The following is a 22,448-nucleotide window of genomic DNA, read 5'->3' as shown; positions in this document are numbered from 1 at the left end:
GAGCAGACCTCGGTCATCGAACGCGAGTTCTTCGTATCCCTACGGCACGAGATGTGAATCCAGTGGTGAACTACCAAGAGTTGCTGTCCGACGAACTTCGCAGCGCCGCAAGGCAGTTGCGGCACGCGGCCACGCAGAGCACTTGCCCGATCGAGCGCATCCTGTCGTACACCGCGACGATGATCGACTACGTCTACCCGGTAGAGCGGTGCGGACGAGCCTCGGTGCTGGCAACCGCCTGGCTCGAGCGTTCCGGACGCCATGCCGACCAGAACGATGCGCTCGTGGACGAATTGATCGAGCCATTGCGTGAGGCCATCCGCGTCGGATGCAGGAGCGGGGAGATGTCGTCACAGTGCCCTGATGACGATGCACAGTCGATCTTTCATCTGGTCACGGGCATGATCGTCACGCAGGCGGCCCTTGGCAGGCACGCCTCGCCGGAGTACCTCAAGGAGGCGACACGAACCGCGGTTGCGAACGCCCTCGGGTTCGCCGCGCCATGAGCAACTAAGCGGACTGCTCCTGCGCCCCGTTTCGGGCGAATGCCGACTCGATGAACTGCGTGACCTCGCGAAGTGCACGCGCCGCTTCGGGAACGATCGAGGCCGCGGCCTGAAAGACGTGGACCTGGTCCCGCCACACCTGCAATTGGTGCGGCACACCGGCCTTCGTCAGTTCGACGGCGAGCTCCTCGGCGTCGGGGGTGAGCAGTTCGGTCGAGCTCACCTGGATCAAAGATGGCGGCAGCCCACCCAGATCCGCATCGAGCAGTCGGTGCTCAGCTTCCGGCGGACTGTGCCGCATGACGAATCGATGGAACGCGCGGGCAAAGGCCTTCGAGAACAGCACATCGGTTGATCCGGAGGGCGCATCGATCTTGGCCTGCACGTCGAAGTCGGTCAGTGGCGCCATCGAGACGATCGCGCCGGGCATCGGCAACCCGCGCCTGGCCGCGAACAGCGCCGTGATGAAGACCAGGTAAGCGCCGGCCGAGTCTCCGATGAATGCGATGTTCTCCGGCGCGACACCTCGGCCGAGCGCGAACCGATATGCGTCGATGCAGTCTTCGATACCGTCGGCGATGGTGTGCTCGGGCAGCTTGCGGTAATCCACTGCGACAACTTCGCTCTGCAGCGCCGCGGCAATCCGCGAGATCATTTGACGGTGCAGGTGACGGCCCCCGACGAGAAAGGCACCGCCGTGCATGTACACGACGTAGCGATCCCCGCGCACGGCCGCCGGGCGGGTCGTCTCGGCCGGACAGCACGCCAGGTGGACAGGCTGGCGGGTGGTGCCAGCAACCGACCACAGCACGCGCCCGACATGATCGACCGCCCGATATGGCCAGGGCAGGCCGGGAGCCATCGCCCAGACCGTCAATGCCGGTTTGACCGTGACCTTCAACGCCAACGCGACAAGGCGCGACTGGATGCTGCCGCCTTCGAACTCGACGCGACGGGCGTTACTCCGGTCAAGCGGGAACAGATTCTCGGGTGCGGCAACCACGGTGTAGCCCTCCTGTTTCAACGAGCCCCGTTCGGTGGCTGCAGCAGCGCCGATGCTGCCTCGTTGTCCGAATCAGTATCGGTGTCCGGGTGGCCGCCGTCTCTACACCGAGCGCCGAAGTATCAGACCAAGCGATTGTGACGGGTCACAAACGCCGAGGCAGCTGCGGCCGGCGCAGTCCCCTTGCGCCCCAGGTGATCTGGCTGTGGCCCGACGGCTCACTCGTAGTCCACAGGCAATGCCCCACGGTCGACGGCGCTGAGCAGTACGGCGTGGTCCGCCTCGGTCTGGTCGGCGTAGCGCCGGGCGAAGCCGGACAGCGCCTCGCTCACGCGGTCGGAATGGCCGAGATAACCGGCGATCATCGAGGCTCCGCTGGTCCTGGCGTGTCCCTTCGCCAGTAGCTGGCCGACCACGCTGGCGTAGCCCGTCAGCATCTTGGCATCCAGTTCGTCGAGAGGTATGCGGCCCTTCATGTTTCGCAGCTGCCGGACGTAGAACTGGCGGCCGTCCACAGTCGTCCAGCCCAGCAGCGGGTCGCTGACCGTCTGCAGACACTGCTGGTATTCGACGACACGTTGCCCCTGATGGGCGTGAAGCGGCGAATCACCGTGGACGTAGCGCGCCAGTACGGATCGTCGGGCCTGCTTGAGCTGCAGGAAGATGACGTCCTTGGACGACGAGCCCGCCAGCAGCGCCACGTACGCCCGCAGCCCGACGCTGCCGACCCCGACGACCTTCTGTGCCACGTCCAGCAGGGTGTAGCCACCGACCAGTCGGCGCCAGTACAGCGGCAGGGTCTCCAGGTAATCGTCCATCGCCTTGGTGAGCTGCGCTTCTTCCCCCGCCGGTAGCCGCGTGATCAATGGCGGTTCATCGACGATCTTCCGCACCCCGTCGACCTCGTGCGTAAAGCGTGGCAACGCGCGATCGCCGGTACGGCGACGTGCCCGCTTCGCCGAGCGGGTGACCAGCCGCTCCAGTGGTCCGTCGGCCTCGGTGGCGACGCGGTCGACGCTGAGTCGGTTGAAGGCCCTGACGAACAGCGGCAGATCGGCAAGCCTGCGGATCTCCTTCTGATACGACGCGACACACGCTTGCACGGCGTCACCGCAAGCGCTTTCCGACGCGTCGTTCTCCCGCCCGGCCACCCAGATATTCGCCACCAGCCTGCGCAGGTCCCATTCCCAGCCGCCGGGGTGCGCTTCGTCGAAGTCATTGAGGTCGATGACCAGTTCCCGCTCGGGCGATGCGTAGAACCCGAAGTTGCCCAGGTGCGCGTCGCCACAGACCACCGGCATGATTCCCGTCGTCGGCAGGTGCGAGACGTCACGCGCCATCACGACCGCGGCTCCGCGCAGGAAGCCATAAGGCGATGCAGCCATCCGCCCGACCCTGATCGGGATGAGCCGCTCGATCCGCCCCTCATGGCTGGCCTTGATCAGGTCGACCGGGTCCGGCCGCCCCGCATGATCCGACCATGTCGCCAATGCCCGCCGGGGCACCTTCTTGCGCAGGGCCTTGCCCAATGCGTACCGCTCGTCCCGCGTGGCCGGCGTACGCAGCAATGACCGGTATGTCTCGGTCTCGGTGCCGGTCACGACGGTGTGCTGGTCCGGAATGGTCGTGTCCGCAAGCGGTGGCGGGTCGTTCACCAACGACGTATACCCGCCCAGACGCCGGTCAAGCACGAACCATCAGGTGGCCGCTGGCGACCACCGTTGCGCTTCGCGGCTGGATCGGGACGTGGCATTGCAGGATCGCTCGGGGGTGGCCGAACCAACGGCCTTCGAATCCTCTCCGCCGTGGACCCCGCCACTGGTGAACACGCCGATTGCGCTGGGCACGAACAACGCGCAGCCCCACGGGACCGCCACCCAGAACGGCCAGAAGTAGCCGGCGCCCGTGGCGAGCCAGATCGCGAGGCACAGCAGGTTCACTGCGGCCCACGGCATCCACATGATCACGACCCAGGCCGGAATCGACTGCTTCCGTTGCCGTTTGGGCTTACCCCGCTCGTCGGATGGCGGTAGGTCCGAGACGATGTCGGCGAGCTCGCCGCGGGTTTCGGCCCGGTAGAGCCATTGCAGGCGGGTGTCGTACTCCGTGAGGGTCAGCCTGCCGTCAGCGACGGCACGGATGAGCCGGCGAGACATGACTTCGCGCTCGGCATCGCCGATCCGGATGTGGCTGCCGACCGTCTCGGTCGCGGCGCCACCGCCGCTGTTTCGCGCCGGCTCGGGAAACGGGAGGACTTCATGGTGGTGCATGGTGCAACTCCATTCGCCATAACAATGTTATGACCATTCATAACATTGTTATAGACTGATGGCAAGGGATTTCCGGTGGTCGGCGCCTACGCGCGTGGCGAAACAAACAGCGCCGAAGACCGGGACGCCGAGCCGGCGGGCCGCACCGAACGCGTCTTACCACTCCCCCGATCAATCGGTATGCGGCACAATCGGATTGGCCATCGCCCCCACGGCCGAGTCGGTTCCGGACCCGCATCGGCCGACAAAATCGGCCCTTACTGATACCCACCGATGAGCCGGGCGAAACATGCTATTTGCCACACCGGCCGACGGGCTGTGTCCTACTAGGTTTGGTGCAGCGGGCACCGGAAGCGCCGATAGTATTTGGAACTATCGGCTCACGCGTGTGGGCCCTTCGGAGGTGACAATGTCAGGCCAGCCAGTCCAGGGAAGCGGCAACCCCGCCGCGGCGAGCTGCGCAGTCGAACAGAGCCAGATCGGCGCGGTCAGCGTGGTCACGGTATCCGGGACGGTGGACATGCTCACCGCTCCGCAGCTCGAAGCCGTACTGAGCCCGGCGGCTGTCGGCACAGCTCAGGCGGTCGTCGTCGATTTGAGTGCCGTGGAGTTCCTGGCCTCGGCAGGAATGGGCGTGCTGGTGGCGGCGCATGCGGACCTGGCGCCGGCGGTTCGGCTCGTCATCGTCGCCGACAGCCCCACCACCAGCCGGCCGCTCAAGCTGGTCGGCATCGCCGACTTGATCGAGTTGTTCGCCACGCGAGACGAGGCGCTCGCGGCTGTCACCGCCTAGAGCGCGGTCGTTGTCCATCGGAAGGTAGGTCGAGCAGGTCGCTATGACGGAGCCGGACCAGTCGAGCAGCGGGGCGCGTTTCAGTAAAACGGACGTGGTGGCGATCCCCGAACATGCCGCGTCCGTCCGTCAGGAGTTCTCGAGCTGGTTGACGGGGCACGTCGCACTGGACCGGGTCAAAGCGAGCGACATCGTGCTCGCCGTCAACGAGGCGTTGGCCAACGCCGTGGAGGCTGCGTACGCCGATGCACCCGCGCCCGGCGTCATGCACGTTCACGCCGACTTCGACCGCGAGTCAGGCCTGCTGACGGTGACCGTCACCGACGAGGGCACGTGGCGCCCCGCCGCCGCACAGGTCGCGAACTCTGCCCGGGGGCGCGGGATTCCGTTGATGCAGGCGCTCACCGATCGTGCGTCGATCGAGCCGACCGATGCCGGTACCCAGGTGCGCCTGCAGTGGGATGCCGTGGAAGCCGCTACCGCAGGCGGGTGACCGCTACTGCGGCAGCCGCACCACCTGCACGAAGAACTCGTCGATCTCCCGGACTGCCTTCATGAACTGATCGAGATCGACCGGCTTGGTCACGTAGGCGTTCGCGTGCAGCTTGTAGCTGCGCAGGATGTCCTCCTCGGCCGAGGAGGTGGTCAGGACGACGACCGGGATATGGCACAGGTCGGCGTCGGACTTGATCGCCTCCAGCAATTGCCGGCCGTCGTACTTCGGCAGATTCAAGTCGAGCAGGATGAGGTCCGGAGTCGGGGCATCCGCGTGGACGCCGCGCTTGTAGAGAAAATCCAGACCTTCCTGACCGTCGCGGGTGACATGCAGGGTGTTCTTGATCTTGTTGTCCGCGAACGCTTCACGGGTGATCAACTCGTCCCCCGGATCGTCCTCGACCAACAGGATGTCCACCACTCTGCCCGCTGACGACGCGTTCATGGGTGACTTCCTTCCGGCTCCTCAGATGTGATGACGTTCGGCTCGGTGGTCGGGGTGGCCGGCAATGTGAACACGAACCGCGTGCCATGGGTGTACGACGTGTCGATCCCGATGGTGCCGCCGTGATGTTCGACGATCTTCTTGCACAGCGCCAATCCGATGCCGGTACCGCTGTAGGCGTCGCGACCGTGCAACCGCTGAAAGATCACGAACACCTTGTCCACGAACTCCTCGGCTATCCCGATACCGTTGTCCGTGACCGTGAATACCCAATAGTCGGCCTCTTCACCCGTTCCGGATGTGCATTCGATCACGATGCGGGGCGCTTGCCCCTCGCGCCGGAACTTCACCGCGTTACCGATGAGGTTCTGCCACAGCATCGTGAGCAATGTCGGGTCGCCATCGATCCGCGGCAGGCCATCAGGCGGCAGCAGCACCTCGGCGCCCGACTCGGCGATCGAGGTCGCGAGGTTCTGCATGGCCGACTCAACAACCTCGACCAGGTCGACCTCGGTGTGCCTGGCGTTGATCCGGCCGACGCGGGAAAAGGTGAGCAGGTCGTTGATCAGCACCTGCATGCGCTTGGCGCCGTCGACCGCAAAGTTGATGTACTCGGTGCCGCGCTCGTCGAGCTGGTCGCCGTACCGCTTCTCGAGCAGCTGGCAGAAAGACGCGACCTTGCGCAGCGGCTCCTGCAGATCGTGCGATGCGACGTAGGCGAACTGTTCGAGTTCGGCGTTGGATCGGCGCAATTCCTCGGCCTGTTCGTCGAGAGCGAGGCGGGCGAACTGGGACGCTTCGAGTTCCTCGACGATGCGTTGCCGCATCTCCTCGACATCGACGGCGATCGCGCGAATGTCCGTGGGCCCCTGGGGAACTATCCGCTCGTCGAAGTTGCCCTGCGTGATGCGGCGGCACGCCGCGGCGAGTGCGCCCAGCGGACGGGTGACCGAACTCCGCACCAGCATGGCCAGCACCATCGCCATGACGATGAAGGCGCCGACCATGGTGGCCAGCACTCGGTCCCGCCATTGGCGAATCGACGCGAGCCGGGCGGTATCGGCGTCGCGCGCCTGTTCCAGGTGCCGGTTCTGCATATCGAAGAGCGCTCGCAGGTTGTCGAACTCTTTCTTGCCGTCCTCGTTGGTACGGCTGTCGACGACGGCTGGATGTCCCACGACGACACTGGCGATCAACGGCTTGGCGTAGGTGCTGCGCCAGGTACTCGCAGCCCGTTCGATCGCATCGAGATCGGCAATGAGGGCGTCGCGACCTCCCAGCAAGCTTCTGAGTTTCTGCGCCGCAGCGGTTTCGGCGCGCTGTCCGTCCTCGTACGGCGCCAGGAACTGGCGGTCGGCGGCGCTCGCGTAACCGCGGACCGCGGTTTCCTGATCGCGCAGCCCGGCCTGCAACCGGTAGGCGGCCACACGCGCCGGCTGCAGGTGCTCGATCAGTTCGCTCGAAACCGTGTCGGTCCGGTTCATCAAGAGCGCACCGCCGACGGCACCGGAGAGCACCACCGCGCCCATCGCGGCCAGCACCAGGTTCTGCCAGCCCTGCACCGTCAACTTCATCGAACCGAGCGCTCCACTCGAATGACGGCGATGTCGTCGGTGAGACCACCGAAGGGCTCGGCCCGCGCCTCCGTCTCGCTGATCAACGCCTTGACGAACTCGGCCCCGGGTAGGCGCGCCAACGAGCGGGCCGTCGCCAGCAGTCCGTCCTCCCCGAGGCGTTCGCCCCCGCCGCCCGCGGGCCCCTCGAACAGCCCGTCCGTCAGCAGCATCAATCCGTCGCCCGGCCGCAATCGCAACCGATTGACCGGCCATTCCGTGGCGCCGAGTCCCAAGGCCGGGCCGGCGACCGGTTCGAGCCAGTCGACGGTGCCCGCGCCGTGCATGAGCAGCCCGGGATGACCTGCCCGCACCACGTCGAACTCCCCGGTGTCGGGGGTCAGCGCCACACTCAGCAGCGTCGCGAAGGTGCCGCGGCTGGGCCGCTCGGTGGTCAGGATGCGGTCGAGCTGGCACATCCGCTGGTTGCCGCGCAGACCGGCGAAAGTCAGTGCGCGCCAGCCGATTCGCAGCGCGACCCCCAACGCGGCCTCGTCTGGTCCGTGGCCGGCCACGTCGCCGATCATGACGTGTACCGTGCGGTCCGGTGTCTGCACGACGTCGTAGAAATCGCCACCGATCAGGGCATCCCGCCGGCTCGGCAGGGACTGCGTGACGATCTCGACGCCGGGATCGTCCAGAAGGAGCGGAGAGGGCAGCAGGCCCCGCTCCAGTCTGGCGTTCTCCTGTGCGCGCAGTCGGCTGGCATGCAGATCCACCGCGGTGACCTCGGCACGCTTGCGTTCGATCGCATAGAGCACCGCCCGGCGCAGCGTCTCCGGGTCCACACGGCCCTTCACCAGGTAGTCCTGTGCACCGGACGCCATGGCGGCAACACCGAAATGCTCGTCGTTCAGACCGGTGAGAACCACGATCGGCAGGCTCGGGGCCAACGCACCCAACCGATCGAGAGCGTCGACTCCGCCGGCATCGGGCAGGTGCAGGTCGAGCAGCACACAATCCGGATGCAGCGCTTCCAGCGCTGCCGCGGCCTGGGTCAGGGTGGACGCCCAGTGGAAGTCGATGTCGATCGCGGCGTCGGCGATGAGCTCCTCGACCAGGAGTGCGTCACCGCGGTCGTCTTCCACCAGCAGCAGCGACAGCGGCCGGTCCCCCGGGGGCTCCGCCTTGGCGGAATCGGAACGGTTCATCCGCGGCTCTGCCGGCATGGACAAGTGGTCACATCCTTCACCAAGCGGCCACCTACGTCGTGCTGACCATCGTGTTGCGCTGTGCTTACCGTCGCGGACGTTACCAGTTGGCCCCACACCGCTCCCGCCATTGACGCGCACCGCAGTCGCCGGGCACCGGGGCGCAGCCCTACTCCAACTTCTCCCGAAGCTGCGCCAGGGTTTTCGCCAGCAACCGCGAGACGTGCATCTGCGAGATGCCCACCTTGGCGGCGATCTGAGACTGCGTCATCGATTCGAAGAATCGCAGCACCAGCACCGTCCGCTCGCGTTCCGGCAGTTCGGCCAGCAGCGGCCGGAGCGCCTCGCGGTACTCGACCTTTTCCAAACCGGGATCGACGTCGCCCAGCGTCTCCGCCAGGGACGGGCGCTCCTCGCTCCCCGCGGCCCCGTCGATCGAGGTTGTCTTGTACGAACTGCCCGCCATCAGGCCATCGAGGACCTCGTCGCGATCGATGCCGAGCTCGGCGGCCAGCTCAGAAGCCGTGGGCGCGCGCCCGAGGCGTTGCGACATCTCGGCGCTGGCCGTGCCGATCTGCAGATGCAGCTCTTTCATGCGGCGCGGGACCTTCACCGACCAGCTGTTGTCGCGGAAGTGGCGACGCAGCTCTCCCATGATCGTCGGGACCGCGAATGAGGCGAAGTCCGAACCCATCTCGACGTCAAAACGCTTCACCGCGTTGATCAGGCCGATGCGCGCAACCTGCAGCAGATCATCGCGTGCTTCGCCCTTGCCCTCGAAGCGCCGCGCGATGTGGTCGGCCAACGGCAGACACCGCTCGATGATCGCGTCCCGCTGCTCGATGTAGTCAGCTGAGTCCTCGGTCGTCCCCTGGAGCTGACGGAACATCTCGAGAACGTCCGCATACTCCGCCGTCACCGCTGCAGACTCACTCGTCTCGAGGTCAACGAAACACCCAGCACCTGGGTGCCGTCGGTCGCCGGCTCGTCGGCGAAGGTCGACACGTCATCGGCCAGCGAGCTGAGCACGTGCCAGCTGAAACTGTCCGGCTTCACCACGGCGCTGCCGCGGCTGTCGTCGGCCACACACGTCGCCGAAGCACGAATCACCACAGCATCATTCGCCGGGTCGACGACGACCCGCAGGCTCGACCCGGGCACCGCGGCCCGGATGAGTCCGGTACAGGCCTCGTCGACCGCCAGCCGGATATCGGCGATGGCGTCCAGATCGAAATCCTCGAAGGCGGCGACCGCTGCCACGAGCGTCCGCAGGACGGCCAGGCTCTCCGGCGATGCCGCAACGATCAACTCAACAGACCGGTCACTGGTGCCCTGCCCCACTGCCTCAACCACCTATTTCCTCCAGCGTCCCTGTGCAGGCCACTCCACGTCGCACTCTGTGTACCCATTGTCCATGGCTGCTCAAACAAACATGCATCGCCCGCCGCCGCCCGCTGTCGGCGGCGGCAGTACCCGAAGGCGGGCTACGGTGTCAGCGCGCTTCGCCGTCTGTGCAGCCGTCCGATTCATCCTGTGCCGCAGGCTTTTTCGATCAGCTGCCGTACTTCGTCGCGAAGACGACCGCGTCGACGCACGGCCGGCTAGTACCAGTAGCGGCGGCCGGCGATCGGACGTCCGGTCGCCCCCAGCAGCCAAAAAACCGCGCCCACCACCAGCACGACCACGCCGGCCACCCACAGGGGGTAGATGTTGAAGATCAGCCCGAGAGCAAGCAGTACAGCTCCGACCAAAATCATGGTGCCTCTTTCCGTTGTGGGCAGCGCACGCACGTCGTCGTGACGCCCGCCCGGTCTGACCTTGCCGGTCAGCGGCAGTCCTTCCGTACCCACGGGCGTCAGCTGCCCAAACATTTCGGAATTTCTCCACGGAATGCCCTGTGGGGCACCCACATCCGTGTGGTGCAGATCGCAATTCTCCCCGTTTGACGCGCACCGGAGCTGGGAATTCTCGGCAGGCGTGGGGAACGGTTCTCCGTGCGATCATCCGATCCGTGAGCGGAAGGGTAGCCATGAGCGAGGACAAGAACACCGGTCCCGAGGAAGCCATCCGGGGCGTCGTGGAAGGCGTCAAGGGCAAGGCCAAGGAAGTCATCGGCACCGTCGCCGGACGTGACGACCTGGTCCGTGAAGGCCAGGCCCAGCAGGACAAGGCCGATGCGCAGCGCGACGCCGCGAAGAAGGAAGCCGAGGCGGACGCCGCACGCGCGGGCGCCAAAGCCGCTGAGGCGCGCGAGAAAGCCGAGCAGCAGAACTAGGCGCGGCTGAGACCGCAGCACAGTCAGCGGCCCAGTCCAGCGACATGCTGGACTGGGCCGCTCTGGTGTGCGCGGAATTCGCCCGGAAAGCCCTTGCATTGAAAGACCTTTCGTCAGCTCAAGGTCAGGGACACGCGTACACCCGCGCCGCGTCCGCTGAGTGTTTGCCATTCGAATGCAGCGGGTAACTGTGAAGTCAGCTGACGCACTCGCGCGTTGCCCGACTCGAAGGATTCAGGGATGACACTCGAACTGATGGCGGCGCCACGAAGTGCGGACGAGGCGGCCGGCATTGTCCAGCCGTTGTCCGACGAAGCCGCCGCATCCGGCGTGACTGTGCACCTGCCGGTGTTGCTGGTGGGCCTGCGCTGGTTGTTCGACACCGAGCAGCCGGCCCGCGCGGTCCAGTGCCCCGCGGGCGACAGCCTGCCGTCGGTGGGCGGACGAGCGTTCCGCTTCATTCCCGCCGACCGCGACGGCCGGGCGGCCATGGGCATCGCGGTGACCACCGGCATTGCCGGCGACGTGATCGGCGGTCACGAGGCGGCCGACTTCATCGATCTGCTCGAGGGCATGGGCGAAGAGGTACTGGCCATCAATTCCGTCGCGGCAGGCGCGTATTACGTGCTGACTCTGGCGCGACCCGCGCATCCGACGCTGCGGAGCGCGGTCGTCCGGTACCGCGCCCAGCACCGGGCCGACTCCACTGCCTCACCGTTCGGACCGGCGCACCACGGCGATGACGTCAGCCCTGTGAGCGCGACGGATCTGCAGTGGCAGCTGGCCGCGAGCGCCGCTGAGCAGGACAGCAAGCCATTGCTCGACGATGCCGCCGGCGTGCATTGGATGGACCGTTTCAGCTTCCGGACTACCGCCGAGTTCGCCGGCGGCGATCTGTGCCTGGCCGTGCAGACGTAGCCGGTCTGCCCGAGCCGAAGACCCGGCCGCCGTCAGCCCCGCGGCAACCGGACCACCTGCACAAAGAACTCGTCGATCTGGCGTACCGCGCTCAGAAACTGCTCGAGATCGACCGGTTTGGTCACATACGCGTTGGCATGCAGTTTGTAGCTGCGCAGGATGTCTTCCTGCGCTGACGATGTGGTGAGCACGACGATGGGGATGTCGCACAGTTCGACGTCCGACTTGACCTTCTCGAGCAACTGCCGGCCGTCGTATTTGGGCAGATTCAAATCGAGCAGGATCAGGTCCGGTCGCGGCGCATCGGCATAGGCACCGCGCCGGTAAAGGAAGTCCAGGCCCTCCTCACCGTCGTGGGCGATGTGCAGAACGTTCTTGATCTTGTTGTCGGCGAAGGCTTCCCGGGTAATCAGCTGGTCACCGGGATCGTCCTCGATCAACAGAATGTCGATCGCCCTGCTGTCGCGCGGCACGGTCACGTGCACACCTTCCCCACCTATACGTAGATGACGTTCGATCCATCGTCCGGCCGCGCCGGGAATGCGAGTACACGGCGGGTTCGGCGTTTCCATCAGCGGCGCCGGCAGTCTCCTGCCATGACACACATCCCCAACCACGATCAGTTTACATTGTAAACGGCCGGGTTGGCAGCGGGCACCGTCAGACGCCCGCTCAGCGCCGCGGCAAGTTCGATTCGAGCCGGTCCAACAGCGCTTCGAGCGCTTCTTCGAACTCGGTTTCGCCGTAGTCTTCCGACAGCAGGGGTTGCAGCCGCTGCAGCTGCGGGTAATCCGACAGCTTGGCCCTCGGCCGGTCGGCTTCTTCGAGGATCGCCTCGGCGGGGCTCAATTGGGCGCCGCGAGCGGACACCTCCAGCAGCAGCTGACCCACCAGGAACGTGGTGTACGCCCGGTATGCCGCCACTGCCGCGACGTCATCGAACCCATAGGAAAGCAACGTATCGAGGAAGCTTTCCATCCAGCGCATGCTGCGCAGCGGCGGGCGCACCCACGGCGCCTCCGGCGCCTGTGTCGCCACCAGCGGAAAGAGTTCGGGATGCTGCAGCGCGATCTGACGCACTCCGTGAGCAAGGCGGATCAGATAGTCCTGCCAGCCGTCTTCCTGCCGGCGGGCCGCCAGCTGCTCGGCGTACAGGCGGTCGACGACATGGTCGACCACCCCGGTCAGCAGGTCTCCCCTGCCGTGGACATACCGGTACAGGGCCATCGCCTCCACACCACATGCCGCGCCCAACCGGCGCATGGTCAGCTTGTCCAGCCCATGCTGGTCGATGAACTCGATCGCGGTGTCCAGGATGAACTCTCGAGACAGCGCCGGGTGGCCATCGCGCACACCGTCACCGGGCACGGCGTCGGAGCCTCCCGCCGCAGTTGCGGGGATTCCGGAGTCATTGGCTCCCGACAAAGCGCCGACCTCCCAGTACTCGCTGATTCCGGGACCAACGCTAGCCGCAGTGGGCGACGAAATGGTGGAGCGTCACCGCGGGCAGCGTGCTTGTTTCAGGCAACAGTACGGAACACCGTCAGGGCACGGCTTTCCACCGTCACGGTGGCTTCCGCCTCCAGCGGCGCAGTCTCGGCGTCGACGGTGGCCAGACCACTGGCGGTGTCGAGTATCAGTTGCCACCTCGAACCGAATTGCGCTGGCGGCAGCGCGAATTCGATGGCGTCGTGGTGAGCGTTGAAGCACAGCACAAACGAGTCGTCGACGACCCGCTGCCCGCGCTCATCCAGGTCCGGTATGCCGTGTCCGTTGAGGTAGACCGCGACGGACTTGCCGAAGGCGGCGTTCCAATCATCGTCGGTCATCTCCGAACCGCTCGGCGTGAAGAAGGCGACGTCCGGAACGTCCTGCGCGCCCCGGGCGCGCACCGGCCGGCCGTTGAAGAAGCGTCGGCGCCGAAAAACCGGGTGCGCGGTGCGGATTGCGGCGATGCCGCCGAGGAACGCGGTCAACTCGGTGTCGGCGGATTCCCAATCGATCCAGGTGATTTCGTTGTCCTGGCAGTAGCCGTTGTTGTTTCCCCCTTGTGTGCGCCCCAGTTCGTCGCCGTGCGAAATCATGGGCACGCCCTGGCTCAGCAAGGTGGTGGCCAGAAAATTGCGCTGCTGGCGTCGACGCAGCGCCTCGATGTCGGGATCGTCGGTCGGACCTTCCACACCGCAGTTCCAGGACCGGTTGTTCGATTCGCCGTCGGAGTTGTTGTCACCGTTGGCCTCGTTGTGTTTCTCGTTGTAGGACACCAGGTCCCGCAGCGTGAATCCGTCATGGGCGGTCACGAAATTGATCGAGGCGACCGGCCGGCGCGAGGTGTGCTCGTAGAGGTCCGCCGATCCGGTGAGCCGTGACGCGAACTCGCCGAGCGTGGATTCCTCACCGCGCCAGAAGTCACGCACGGCATCGCGGTACTTACCGTTCCATTCCGTCCACTGCGGCGGGAAGTTTCCGACCTGGTAACCACCGGGCCCGACATCCCACGGCTCGGCGATCAGCTTGACCTGGCTGATGACCGGATCCTGCTGGACCATCTCGAAGAACGTCGAGAGCCGGTCCACGTCGTAGAACTCGCGCGCCAGCGTCGACGCCAGATCGAAACGGAAACCGTCGACATGCATCTCGGTCACCCAGTACCGCAACGAATCCATGATGAGCTGCAGCGCATGCGGGTGACCGGCATTGAGACTGTTGCCCGTGCCGGTGTAGTCCATGTAGAACTTCTGGTCCCCATCGACCAGCCGGTAGTAGGCGGCGTTGTCGATGCCCCGGAACGACAGCGTCGGGCCCAGATGGTTGCCTTCCGCGGTGTGGTTGTAGACCACATCGAGGATCACCTCGATGTCGGCCTGGTGGAGGTCGCGCACCATGGCCTTGAACTCTTGAACCTGGCCCCCGGGCGTCACCCCTGACGTGTATTTGGGGTCCGGCGCGAAGAACCCGATGGTGTTGTACCCCCAGTAATTCGACAGCCCTTTGTCGATCAGCACGGAGTCGTTGGCGAAGTGGTGCACCGGCATCAACTCGACGGCCGTGACACCGAAGCTCTTCAGATGGTCGATGATCGCCGGATGCGCGACGCCCGCGTAGGTGCCGCGATCACGCTCGGGAACGTCGGGGTGAAGCTGCGTCAGCCCCTTCACGTGGGTTTCGTAGATCACCGAATCGGCGTACGCACGCTGCGGCGGCCGGTCGTTGCCCCAGTCGAAGTACGGGTTGATCACCACTGACTTGGGCATGCGGGCGGCCGAATCATCGTCATTGCGACTGTCTTCGTCACCGAAGTTGTACCCGAAGAGACTTTGGTCCCAACGGAATTCGCCGTCGATCGCCTTGGCGTAGGGATCGATCAACAGCTTGTTCGGGTTGCAGCGCTGTCCCGCCGCAGGATCGTACGGCCCGTGGACGCGATAGCCGTAGTGCTGTCCGGGCACGACATCGGGGAGGAATCCGTGCCAGATGAAGCCGTCGACTTCCGGCAGCACCACCCGCGTTTCGGTGCCGTCGTCGGCGAACAGGCAGAGCTCGACCCGCTCTGCGGCCTCACTGAAGACGGCGAAGTTCGTTCCGACACCGTCATACGTCGCTCCGAGCGGGTACGCCTTGCCCGGCCATACCTCGGTGCGGCGGTTGTCCTCCGAGTCGGCGGACGTTGTCATGTGCTCTCCTCGAGCGCCAGTACTGGGGTGGGAGGAATAGCCCGCATCAGCGCCATCCAATCATCGCGACGGTCGGAATGCACGGTTGGTTTGGCCGGGTGTCGGCATGGGTACCTGAAAGCCGCCGGTGTTGACGAAGACGTCAACACCCCGAGCGAGGAGCGCAGCACATGATCATCTTGGGCATTATCTTGCTAATCCTGGGCTACGCCCTGGCAGTACCGATTCTGGAGACCATCGGTGCAATCCTGGTCGTGATCGGTGCGGTCCTGTGGATCCTGGGCGCCGTCGGGCGGCCGGTCGCAGGACGCAAGGTGTGGTTCTAGCCGGCGCGGTAACCGTTCCTGCGCACCGCGGGCCCTGTGGTCACGAGCGCCCGGCCGTGCGGTGACCGCGAACCACCCGACGAGGCGAACCAGGTAGAGAAGACGGGTGAGGCCGGTCAGCCGGCGCACCACGACATGGTGGCGCAGCCGCACGGCACAGATGAGGAACCGATCGCCGCGGCAGAAGCTGTCGCCGCGGAGATGAAAACCGATGCGCGTCCCCATGGCGAATTGGGGCGGCGGTTCGATCGGCACTCACCCTTCTTCGTCGGGATGACGGCGGCCGCAGGCGTTGCCGTGACGTACGGCGCCGTGCACATGCTGGTCGCCGCGCAGTCGGTGCTGGTGCTGATCGGAGTGGCGTTCTTCCTGGCGCTGGGGTTGGAACCCGCCGTCTCGTGGTTCGTCAACCACCATCTGCCGCGTTGGCTCGCCACCACAGCCGTTTTCATCATCTTTCTTGCGCTGATGGCCGCCTTCGTGGCAGCGGCGATTCCGCCGCTGTCGCAGCAAGCCACCCAGCTTATCCATCAGGCGCCGCACTACATTCAGCAAGCGCAGAGCCACTCGTCCACGATCGGAAAACTCAACGACCGCTTCCATATTCAGCAGCGGATCACCGACACGATGAACGGTTCGGGCGGGTCGATACTCAACGAGATCGTCACTGCCAGTTCGGCGGTGTTCGCCGCGCTGGCCGATGTGCTCATCGTCATCGTGCTCACCGTGTACTTCCTGATCGACTTCCCGCGCATCCGCGCCACCCTGTATCGCCTTGTCCCGCAGACCCGTCGGCCGCGCGCGATTCTCATCGGCGACGATGTCTTCGCCAAGGTCGGCGCCTACGTCCTGGGCAACGTGGCGATATCGGCGATCGCCGCAGTCGCCACCGCGGTGTGGCTGAGCGCGTTCGACGTGCCCTATCCGCTACTGCTCGGCATCTTCGTCGGACTGTTCGATCTGGTGCCGGTCGTCGGCTCCACCATCGCCGGAGTCGTGGTGGCGGCGGTGGCCCTGACGGTCTCGCTACCCGTATGTGTTTCCACCGCAGTCTTTTTCATCGTATTCAGAGCTCTCGAGGACTATCTGCTTGTCCCCCGCATCATCGGACACGCGGTCAAGGTGCCCGCGTTGGTCACCGTCGTGGCGGTTCTCATCGGCGGCGCTCTGCTCGGCATCGTCGGGGCATTGGTGGCCATTCCGGTCGCAGCTGCCGTGCAGCTGATCACCCGCGAGGTGCTGTTTCCGCGGCTCGATGGCACCTGAGCACCAGCTGCCCCTCACACCGAACAGCCAATGTCCGGCAGGTCACAACAACACGGTGTTTCGAGTCGAGGCAGATCGGAAATCCTGCAACCAGGGCGCGGCACAGCGATACCGCTCCTGAGGAATCCATCCATGACTACCGGAAGGGCAGACATGAGCGAGAAGCAGAACACCGGACCCGAAGAAGCCGTGCGTGGCGTCGTGGAAGGTGTGAAGGGTAAGGCCAAGGAAGTCATCGGCACCGTGACGGGCCGCGACGACGTCGTGCGTGAGGGCCAGGCCCAGCAGGACAAGGCCGATGCGCAGCGCGACGCCGCGAAGAAGGAAGCCGAGGCGGACGCCGCGCGGGCGGGCGCCAAGAGCGCCGAGCAGCGACAGGAAGCTGAGCAGCGCCGCTGACTCACAGATCGGCCCAGCCGGGGTTTGCCCCGGCTGGGCCGATTGCTGTGCGCAGCCCGTCGCCGGCCCCGGCATCACACCGAATGGAATGCGCGTTCGGACTTCGGTAGCCCGCTGCCACCTTCGGCACCCGCGACCACTTGGGCCAGGATCGACAACGCGATGTGGGGCCCGGCGCGACCGCCGAGATCCAGCCCGATCGGCGCCTGCAGACGGTGTAGGTCATGGGCGAGAAGTCCCCGCGCCGACAGCTCACTTCGAGTGTTCGCCGAGCGAGCGCTCGAGCCGAGAGCGCCGACGAACGACGGCTGCAGACCGCCGGTCCATCGCCGCGAATCAAGGGCCTCGAGTAGCAGCGGCACGGTGAAGCGATCATCATGGGTCAGATCGACGATTGCCGTCTTCGCGTCGATGCGTCCCGCTTCCCGTTCGCGCCGCAGATAGCGATCGGGCCGATCAATGACGAGTTCCAGCGGGCCCGAGAACCGGTCGGGACGCAGGAATGCCGACCGTGGATCACAAACCACCACCGCGAATCCCATACGGGCGGCCAGCGCCGCGAGCTCGACGGCGATCTCGCTGGTGCCGAAAATCACCATGCGGGGCGGTGCTTCGTAACGCGTGCAGAACTCGGGCGCATCACCGGCCTGGGCCAACGAAATGTGCCCGGTTTGCAAGTTCAAGAACGTGGCTGCCGGCTGACCGGCTTCCAGTGCCGAGAGCAGGGCCGGCAGTTCCGGAAAGTGCCGCGGTGTCACCGGATGCATGGCCACCCGCACCGCGCCACCGCAGGGCCCGCGCGGCGCAAACGGGTCACCGCTCAGCCGGTCTGCTTCGTATTCGACGGTCCGGCAACCGATTCCCTCCACGAAACCGGCAGCTTCTGCGAAGATTCGCTGGGCCCGCTCGAACAGGTCCGCCTCGATGCAGCCCGATGACACGCTGCCGGCCATCGCCGCGTTCCGGTCGAAGGCCATCATCGACCCGAGTGGGTACGGCGATCGGTCGTAGGTGTCGAGGACCGTGACCGCGAGAACCGGCTCACCGTGCTGGTATCGCCGCGCAATCCATTGCAGCACAGCCTTATTCTTCATCGATGTCCTCCCCGCTCGCCAGATCGGAGCATTCGACCTGGAGCAGATCGGGATGTGCCGTCAGGAATGGGCCGGCGCCGGTGTCACCAGAGACGTTCTGCAGCAGGTCATCGAGCCGATGACCATCGGCGGCGGTCACTTTCGGCTTTCCGTAGCGCTGCCCGCTGCCTGCCGCCAGGACTATGCCAAGGGTCGTGGTGCTCATGGTGGTACTCGGTGAGGCATGTTACTCAGACGATGTCGCAACGCGCCCGGCCTCCGGCCTCATCGCCAGGTCGACGCGTAGGTCGAGCCCCAGGTGCCGGCCATCTGATGACACAGGAGGCGGACGGTGCGATGCTCTTACCGCCTCAAGTGACAGCGAGCGCGCGACGACGCGCAAAGGCAGGGTGAGAGTGACAGGCGATGGAGCAATCGGTCGGCCGGTGAGCCGGGTCGAGGGACGCGACAAGGTGACCGGCGGCGCGCGCTACACGGCCGATACCGCAGTGCCTGGCGTGCAGTACGCGGTGCTGGTGCAGTCCACCGTGTCGCACGGTCGCATCATCGCCGACTCCTTGGCGGCCGCCGCGACGCGAGCCCAATCCGCACCGGGAGTGACCTGGGTCCTCACGCCCTTGAATTGCCCTACTCTGCAGCATCTTCCAGTCGATCTGACGTGGGATCTGCCGCTGGAACGGCGGCCACCGCTGTCGGATCTGACGGTCCAACACAGAGGCCAGCACGTGGCTCTGGTGGTCGCCGACACCCTGGAGAACGCGCAGTTCGCCGCGTCGTTGATAGACGTGAGCTACGAGGAACTGCCCGCGCTCCTGACGGCGCACGATGTGCTCGCGGCACGAGACCTGCCGGCCAGCGATGACGGGGTCGTGCGCAGCGGCACCTACCGACCCGATCATTTCGTCAAACTCGAGGACGAGAAGCTCCAGGACCACCGCGGCCCGGCCGATGAGCCGGCCGACGGCATCAAGATCGCTTCGCGCTACACCACGCCCGAGAATGCCCACTACGCCATCGAGCTGGCCGCCACGATCGCGAGCTGGGACGGTGATCTGCTGACGGTGCACGACACGACGCGGTGGATCGCCGGCGAACGGCTCGCTCTGGCAGCCTATTTGGGCATCCCAGTCGACAACGTGCGGATCATCGCCCCGCTGGTCGGTGGAGCGTTCGGTTCCAAGAGTTTCTTGTGGATGCATGTCGTGCTGTGCGCGTTGGCTGCGCGAGTGACCGGACAACCGGTCAAGATGGTCCTCAGCCGCGCCCAGATGTTCACCTCGACCGGACACCGTCCGCCAACCGAGCAGCAGGTGCGGCTGGTCGGCGATGCTCACACCCGACTGACCAGCATCGAGCACCACACGCTCACCGAGACGTCGACAATCGCGCACTTCTGCGAACCGGCCGGCATCAGCACACGGTTCCTCTACCGATCACCCCGAATGGTCGTCTCGCACACGGTCGCTCGGGTACATTCCCCCACTCCATGTTTCATGCGCGGCCCCGGCGAAGCACCTGGACTGTTCGCTCTGGAGGTCGCCATGGACGAGCTGGCCCACGAGCTCGACGTCGACCCGCTGCAGCTGCGCATCACCAACTATGCCGGGGACGATCAAGCCAGCGGACGCCCGTGGTCCGACGAGAATCTGCTGCGGTGTTACCGGGAGGGAGCCTATCGTTTCGGTTGGTCGCACCGACCGTCCGAACCACGGTCGCAGCGCCGCGACGATGTGCTCGTCGGCTGGGGTATGGCGACCGCGACTTATCCGGGGCGCCGCATGCCCGCCGGCTGTCATGTGCGGACCACGCGCGACGGAATTGTCGAATTCTCCTCAGCCACACACGAAGTCGGGACCGGGGTGCGGACCGTCATGACGCAGATCGCCGCGGATTCCGCGGGATTGCTGCTGCCGCAGGTGGCCTTCTTCTCGGGTGATTCCGCCTTCCCGAGCGCCCCGTACAGCGGAGCATCACAAACCACCGCGGCCGTCGGCTCGGCGGTCTACGAGGCCGGTCGGGAATGGAAACGCCGGCTGCTCGAACTTCTCGTCGCCGACGAGCATGCGCCATACGCCGGATGCGACCCGCACACGCTGGATATCCGCGACGGCGAGGTCATCAGCACCGATCCGGAGCTCCCGGTCACCGCGGTCATCCCACTGCTTGCGGCATCCGACAATGCATTTCACGAGCGACTCACCTTCACCAGCACCAGCGACGGGGCGCCGGAAGGCGGCCCCGTGTCGCAATCGTTCGGCGCCCACTTCTGCGAGGTGGAAGTAGATGAGAGCATCGGGCGAGCCACCGTCACCCGGTGGGTCGCGGTCATGGACTGCGGACGCGTCATCAACCCGAAGCTGGCGCGCAGCCAGATCATCGGCGGCATCACCTTCGGTCTCGGCATGGCGCTACTGGAACAGGTGCCCTACGACCCCGGTACTGGCCACGCCCTCGGCGAGTACTACGTGCCCACTCACGCCGACATCCCGAGGTTCGACATCGCCTTCATCGACAGCGCCGACGACCACCTGAACGCGTTCGGTGCCCGCGGCATCGGCGAAATCGGAGTGTGCGGCGTGGCCGCCGCGATCGCCAATGCCATCTTCCACGCCACCGGTCGCCGGGTACGCGACCTGCCGATCACCATCGAGAATCTGTTGCCCGCGTTCGGCGCAGCGTCCCAGAGGCAAAATCCATATGAGTGACCACACCATCGAGCTGATCATCAACGGCACCGCCGTCACGGTGGTGGCCGACGTCCGCACCACGCTGCTGGACCTGCTGCGTGAACGCCTGCAACTCACCGGTACGAAGAAAGGCTGCGACCACGGACTGTGCGGCGCCTGCACGGTTTCGGTCGATGATGCGCGGGTCCTGAGCTGCCTCACCCTGGCCGTGACGATCGAGGGCGCCACCGTCGTGACCATCGAAGGCATCGCCCAAGACAGCCGGCTGCACCCGTTGCAAGAAGCGTTCATCGAACACGACGGATTCCAATGCGGTTACTGCACGCCCGGCCAGATATGTTCGGCACGAGCGATGCTCGCAGAACACGCGCGCGGGGATCTGTCCGCCGCAACTTTCGACGGCCCGCTCACCGACGTCGCAAACGGACCGGAGACCTTGTCCACCAATGAAATCCGCGAGCGCATGGCAGGCAACATCTGCCGTTGCGGCGCCTACCCGAACATCGTCGACGCGATCGCGTCCTGTCTGCCCGAGCACCGCCCATGAAGACCTTCGACTTCCACCGCGCCCGCGATGTCGATGACGCCCTCGATCTTGCCGCCCGCACCGGTGCCACCTACTACGCGGGCGGCACAAACCTGCTCGACCTGATGAAGCTCGGCGTCGCGGCGCCGACGGCTGTGGTCGACGTCAGCCGGCTCGGCCTGGATCAGATCACTGCAACCGATGACGGCGGCATCATGATCGGTTCCGGCGTCACCAACAGCGCGATCGCCAACCACGATCTGGTCCGGACACAGTATCCCGTGCTGTCGCAGGCGATCTTGTCCGGAGCGACGACCCAGCTCCGGAACATGGCCACCGCCGGCGGCAACCTGCTGCAACGGACTCGTTGTCCGTACTTCATGGACCCCGAGTTCCCGGCGTGCAACAAACGCCGTCCCGGTTCCGGCTGCGGTGCGCTGCAAGGTTTCAACCGTGAGCACGCACTGTTCGGGACCAGTCAGTCCTGCGTTGCGGTGCACCCGTCCGACATGGCGGTGGCGCTGTCGATGCTCGATGCCGTGGTGCACGTCCGGGCGACCACCGGTTCGCGCAGCATCTCGCTGTCCGATTTCTTCCGGCTTCCCGGGGACGAACCCGACCGCGACAACACCCTGCTACCCGGCGAACTGATCGTCGGTATCCACCTGCCGCCGTCGGAATACGCCCGTCGCAGTTGGTATCTCAAGGTCCGTGACCGGCACAGCTACGCCTTCGCCCTGGTGTCCGTTGCAGTTGGACTGACACTCGACGACGGTATCGTCACTTCAGCGGCCATCTCACTCGGCGGCGTCGCCGCCAAACCGTGGCGCGTACCCGCAGCCGAATCCGCGTTGATCGGTAATGCCCCCGACGACAAGGCTTTTCGAGATGCCGCAGAGATCGCGCTGCGCGACGCTGCTGCGCTGGGCCAGAACCAGTTCAAGATCGACCTCGGGAAGCACAGCGTCCTGCGGGCACTGCACAAGGCCAGTACGCGGTGACGCCGT

At 65.7% G+C, this 22,448-nt stretch carries 25 protein-coding genes; 11 read left to right on the top strand and 14 right to left on the bottom strand.

Annotation, left to right across the window (positions count from 1 at the left end; all coding sequences use genetic code 11):
* The first annotated feature begins 65 nt into the window (after positions 1-65).
* Positions 66-506, top strand: a complete 441-nt coding sequence (locus tag ACJH6J_RS16700) for a hypothetical protein (protein ID WP_212806744.1) — start codon at positions 66-68, stop codon at positions 504-506.
* A 4-nt stretch (positions 507-510) separates the two neighbouring features.
* On the opposite strand, the gene ACJH6J_RS16695 is transcribed toward ACJH6J_RS16700, so the two are convergent.
* From ACJH6J_RS16695 to ACJH6J_RS16685, 3 genes are all read right to left on the bottom strand, one after another.
* A complete protein-coding gene (locus ACJH6J_RS16695) occupies positions 511-1,509 on the bottom strand; it encodes an alpha/beta hydrolase (protein ID WP_244872796.1) in 999 nt (332 codons plus the stop codon).
* A gap of 218 nt (positions 1,510-1,727) precedes the next feature.
* A complete protein-coding gene (locus tag ACJH6J_RS16690; protein WP_406804224.1) occupies positions 1,728-3,164 on the bottom strand; it encodes a DUF2252 domain-containing protein in 1,437 nt (478 codons plus the stop codon).
* Between the two features lie 42 nt (positions 3,165-3,206).
* Positions 3,207-3,779, bottom strand: a complete 573-nt coding sequence (locus tag ACJH6J_RS16685; RefSeq protein WP_406804223.1) for a DUF1707 domain-containing protein — start codon at positions 3,777-3,779, stop codon at positions 3,207-3,209.
* 409 nt (positions 3,780-4,188) lie between these two features.
* Between ACJH6J_RS16685 and ACJH6J_RS16680 the strand changes: the two genes are divergently transcribed.
* The gene (locus ACJH6J_RS16680; protein WP_406804222.1) at positions 4,189-4,572 is read left to right on the top strand and encodes an STAS domain-containing protein; all 384 of its coding nucleotides are present in this window, start codon (positions 4,189-4,191) and stop codon (positions 4,570-4,572) included.
* A 43-nt stretch (positions 4,573-4,615) separates the two neighbouring features.
* On the top strand, positions 4,616-5,065 hold the full coding sequence (locus ACJH6J_RS16675) for an ATP-binding protein (protein ID WP_406804221.1): 450 nt from the start codon (positions 4,616-4,618) through the stop codon (positions 5,063-5,065).
* Between the two features lie 3 nt (positions 5,066-5,068).
* Here ACJH6J_RS16675 and ACJH6J_RS16670 read toward each other — a convergent pair whose 3' ends face one another.
* From ACJH6J_RS16670 to ACJH6J_RS16645, 6 genes are all read right to left on the bottom strand, one after another.
* Positions 5,069-5,512, bottom strand: coding sequence for a response regulator (locus ACJH6J_RS16670; RefSeq protein ID WP_318986818.1), 444 nt, complete (start codon positions 5,510-5,512; stop codon positions 5,069-5,071).
* A complete protein-coding gene (locus tag ACJH6J_RS16665; RefSeq protein WP_406804220.1) occupies positions 5,509-7,086 on the bottom strand; it encodes an ATP-binding protein in 1,578 nt (525 codons plus the stop codon). Before ACJH6J_RS16665 ends, ACJH6J_RS16670 begins: the two co-directional genes overlap by 4 nt.
* Positions 7,083-8,276 carry a PP2C family protein-serine/threonine phosphatase gene (locus ACJH6J_RS16660; RefSeq protein ID WP_406804219.1) on the bottom strand — a complete coding sequence of 398 codons (1,194 nt, stop codon included), beginning with the start codon at positions 8,274-8,276 and terminating at the stop codon, positions 7,083-7,085. Before ACJH6J_RS16660 ends, ACJH6J_RS16665 begins: the two co-directional genes overlap by 4 nt.
* A gap of 169 nt (positions 8,277-8,445) precedes the next feature.
* On the bottom strand, positions 8,446-9,195 hold the full coding sequence (locus ACJH6J_RS16655; RefSeq protein ID WP_020104284.1) for a SigB/SigF/SigG family RNA polymerase sigma factor: 750 nt from the start codon (positions 9,193-9,195) through the stop codon (positions 8,446-8,448).
* Complete coding sequence (locus ACJH6J_RS16650; RefSeq protein WP_318986814.1) at positions 9,192-9,629, bottom strand: ATP-binding protein; 438 nt, start codon at positions 9,627-9,629, stop codon at positions 9,192-9,194. The genes ACJH6J_RS16655 and ACJH6J_RS16650 overlap by 4 nt, the downstream gene beginning before the upstream one ends.
* A gap of 248 nt (positions 9,630-9,877) precedes the next feature.
* Positions 9,878-10,126, bottom strand: a complete 249-nt coding sequence (locus ACJH6J_RS16645) for a hypothetical protein (RefSeq protein ID WP_346414609.1) — start codon at positions 10,124-10,126, stop codon at positions 9,878-9,880.
* 179 nt (positions 10,127-10,305) lie between these two features.
* Between ACJH6J_RS16645 and ACJH6J_RS16640 the strand changes: the two genes are divergently transcribed.
* Together ACJH6J_RS16640 and ACJH6J_RS16635 are read left to right on the top strand one after the other, a co-directional pair.
* A complete protein-coding gene (locus tag ACJH6J_RS16640; RefSeq protein ID WP_318986855.1) occupies positions 10,306-10,551 on the top strand; it encodes a CsbD family protein in 246 nt (81 codons plus the stop codon).
* A gap of 240 nt (positions 10,552-10,791) precedes the next feature.
* The gene (locus tag ACJH6J_RS16635; protein ID WP_406804218.1) at positions 10,792-11,469 is read left to right on the top strand and encodes a hypothetical protein; all 678 of its coding nucleotides are present in this window, start codon (positions 10,792-10,794) and stop codon (positions 11,467-11,469) included.
* A gap of 32 nt (positions 11,470-11,501) precedes the next feature.
* Here the strand turns inward: ACJH6J_RS16635 and ACJH6J_RS16630 are convergent, their stop codons facing one another.
* From ACJH6J_RS16630 to glgX, 3 genes are all read right to left on the bottom strand, one after another.
* Positions 11,502-11,948 carry a response regulator gene (locus ACJH6J_RS16630; protein WP_318986812.1) on the bottom strand — a complete coding sequence of 149 codons (447 nt, stop codon included), beginning with the start codon at positions 11,946-11,948 and terminating at the stop codon, positions 11,502-11,504.
* Positions 11,949-12,141: 193 nt separating this feature from the next.
* A complete protein-coding gene (locus ACJH6J_RS16625) occupies positions 12,142-12,837 on the bottom strand; it encodes a TetR/AcrR family transcriptional regulator C-terminal domain-containing protein (protein ID WP_318986811.1) in 696 nt (231 codons plus the stop codon).
* Between the two features lie 152 nt (positions 12,838-12,989).
* Complete coding sequence (gene glgX / locus ACJH6J_RS16620; RefSeq protein WP_406804217.1) at positions 12,990-15,143, bottom strand: glycogen debranching protein GlgX; 2,154 nt, start codon at positions 15,141-15,143, stop codon at positions 12,990-12,992.
* Positions 15,144-15,313: 170 nt separating this feature from the next.
* Between glgX and ACJH6J_RS16615 the strand changes: the two genes are divergently transcribed.
* The 3 genes from ACJH6J_RS16615 (at position 15,314) to ACJH6J_RS16605 (ending at position 17,134) form a co-directional block, all read left to right on the top strand.
* Positions 15,314-15,469 (top strand): hypothetical protein, encoded by a 156-nt coding sequence (locus tag ACJH6J_RS16615; RefSeq protein WP_212806754.1) that lies wholly within the window; start codon positions 15,314-15,316, stop codon positions 15,467-15,469.
* Between the two features lie 135 nt (positions 15,470-15,604).
* Complete coding sequence (locus ACJH6J_RS16610) at positions 15,605-16,735, top strand: AI-2E family transporter (protein WP_406775101.1); 1,131 nt, start codon at positions 15,605-15,607, stop codon at positions 16,733-16,735.
* A 153-nt stretch (positions 16,736-16,888) separates the two neighbouring features.
* The gene (locus ACJH6J_RS16605) at positions 16,889-17,134 is read left to right on the top strand and encodes a CsbD family protein (protein WP_212814670.1); all 246 of its coding nucleotides are present in this window, start codon (positions 16,889-16,891) and stop codon (positions 17,132-17,134) included.
* A 74-nt stretch (positions 17,135-17,208) separates the two neighbouring features.
* Here ACJH6J_RS16605 and ACJH6J_RS16600 read toward each other — a convergent pair whose 3' ends face one another.
* Positions 17,209-18,228: an XdhC family protein gene (locus ACJH6J_RS16600; protein WP_406775086.1), complete on the bottom strand. Its 1,020-nt coding sequence runs from the start codon at positions 18,226-18,228 to the stop codon at positions 17,209-17,211.
* The gene (locus tag ACJH6J_RS16595; RefSeq protein WP_406775087.1) at positions 18,218-18,433 is read right to left on the bottom strand and encodes a hypothetical protein; all 216 of its coding nucleotides are present in this window, start codon (positions 18,431-18,433) and stop codon (positions 18,218-18,220) included. Before ACJH6J_RS16595 ends, ACJH6J_RS16600 begins: the two co-directional genes overlap by 11 nt.
* Before the next feature lie 220 nt (positions 18,434-18,653).
* On the opposite strand from ACJH6J_RS16595, the gene ACJH6J_RS16590 reads away from it, so the two are divergent.
* Genes ACJH6J_RS16590 through ACJH6J_RS16580 form a run of 3 tightly spaced genes read left to right on the top strand, consistent with a single transcriptional unit; the run spans position 18,654 to position 22,442 of the window.
* Complete coding sequence (locus ACJH6J_RS16590; RefSeq protein WP_406775088.1) at positions 18,654-20,933, top strand: xanthine dehydrogenase family protein molybdopterin-binding subunit; 2,280 nt, start codon at positions 18,654-18,656, stop codon at positions 20,931-20,933.
* On the top strand, positions 20,926-21,462 hold the full coding sequence (locus tag ACJH6J_RS16585; RefSeq protein WP_406775089.1) for a (2Fe-2S)-binding protein: 537 nt from the start codon (positions 20,926-20,928) through the stop codon (positions 21,460-21,462). The genes ACJH6J_RS16590 and ACJH6J_RS16585 overlap by 8 nt, the downstream gene beginning before the upstream one ends.
* Positions 21,459-22,442: an FAD binding domain-containing protein gene (locus ACJH6J_RS16580; protein WP_406775090.1), complete on the top strand. Its 984-nt coding sequence runs from the start codon at positions 21,459-21,461 to the stop codon at positions 22,440-22,442. Before ACJH6J_RS16585 ends, ACJH6J_RS16580 begins: the two co-directional genes overlap by 4 nt.
* Positions 22,443-22,448 lie beyond the last annotated feature (6 nt).

It is taken from the genome of Mycobacterium sp. SMC-18 (assembly GCF_045310895.1).
Classification (GTDB): Bacteria; Actinomycetota; Actinomycetes; order Mycobacteriales; family Mycobacteriaceae; genus Mycobacterium.
This window is presented reverse-complemented; position numbering and strand designations above follow the sequence as displayed.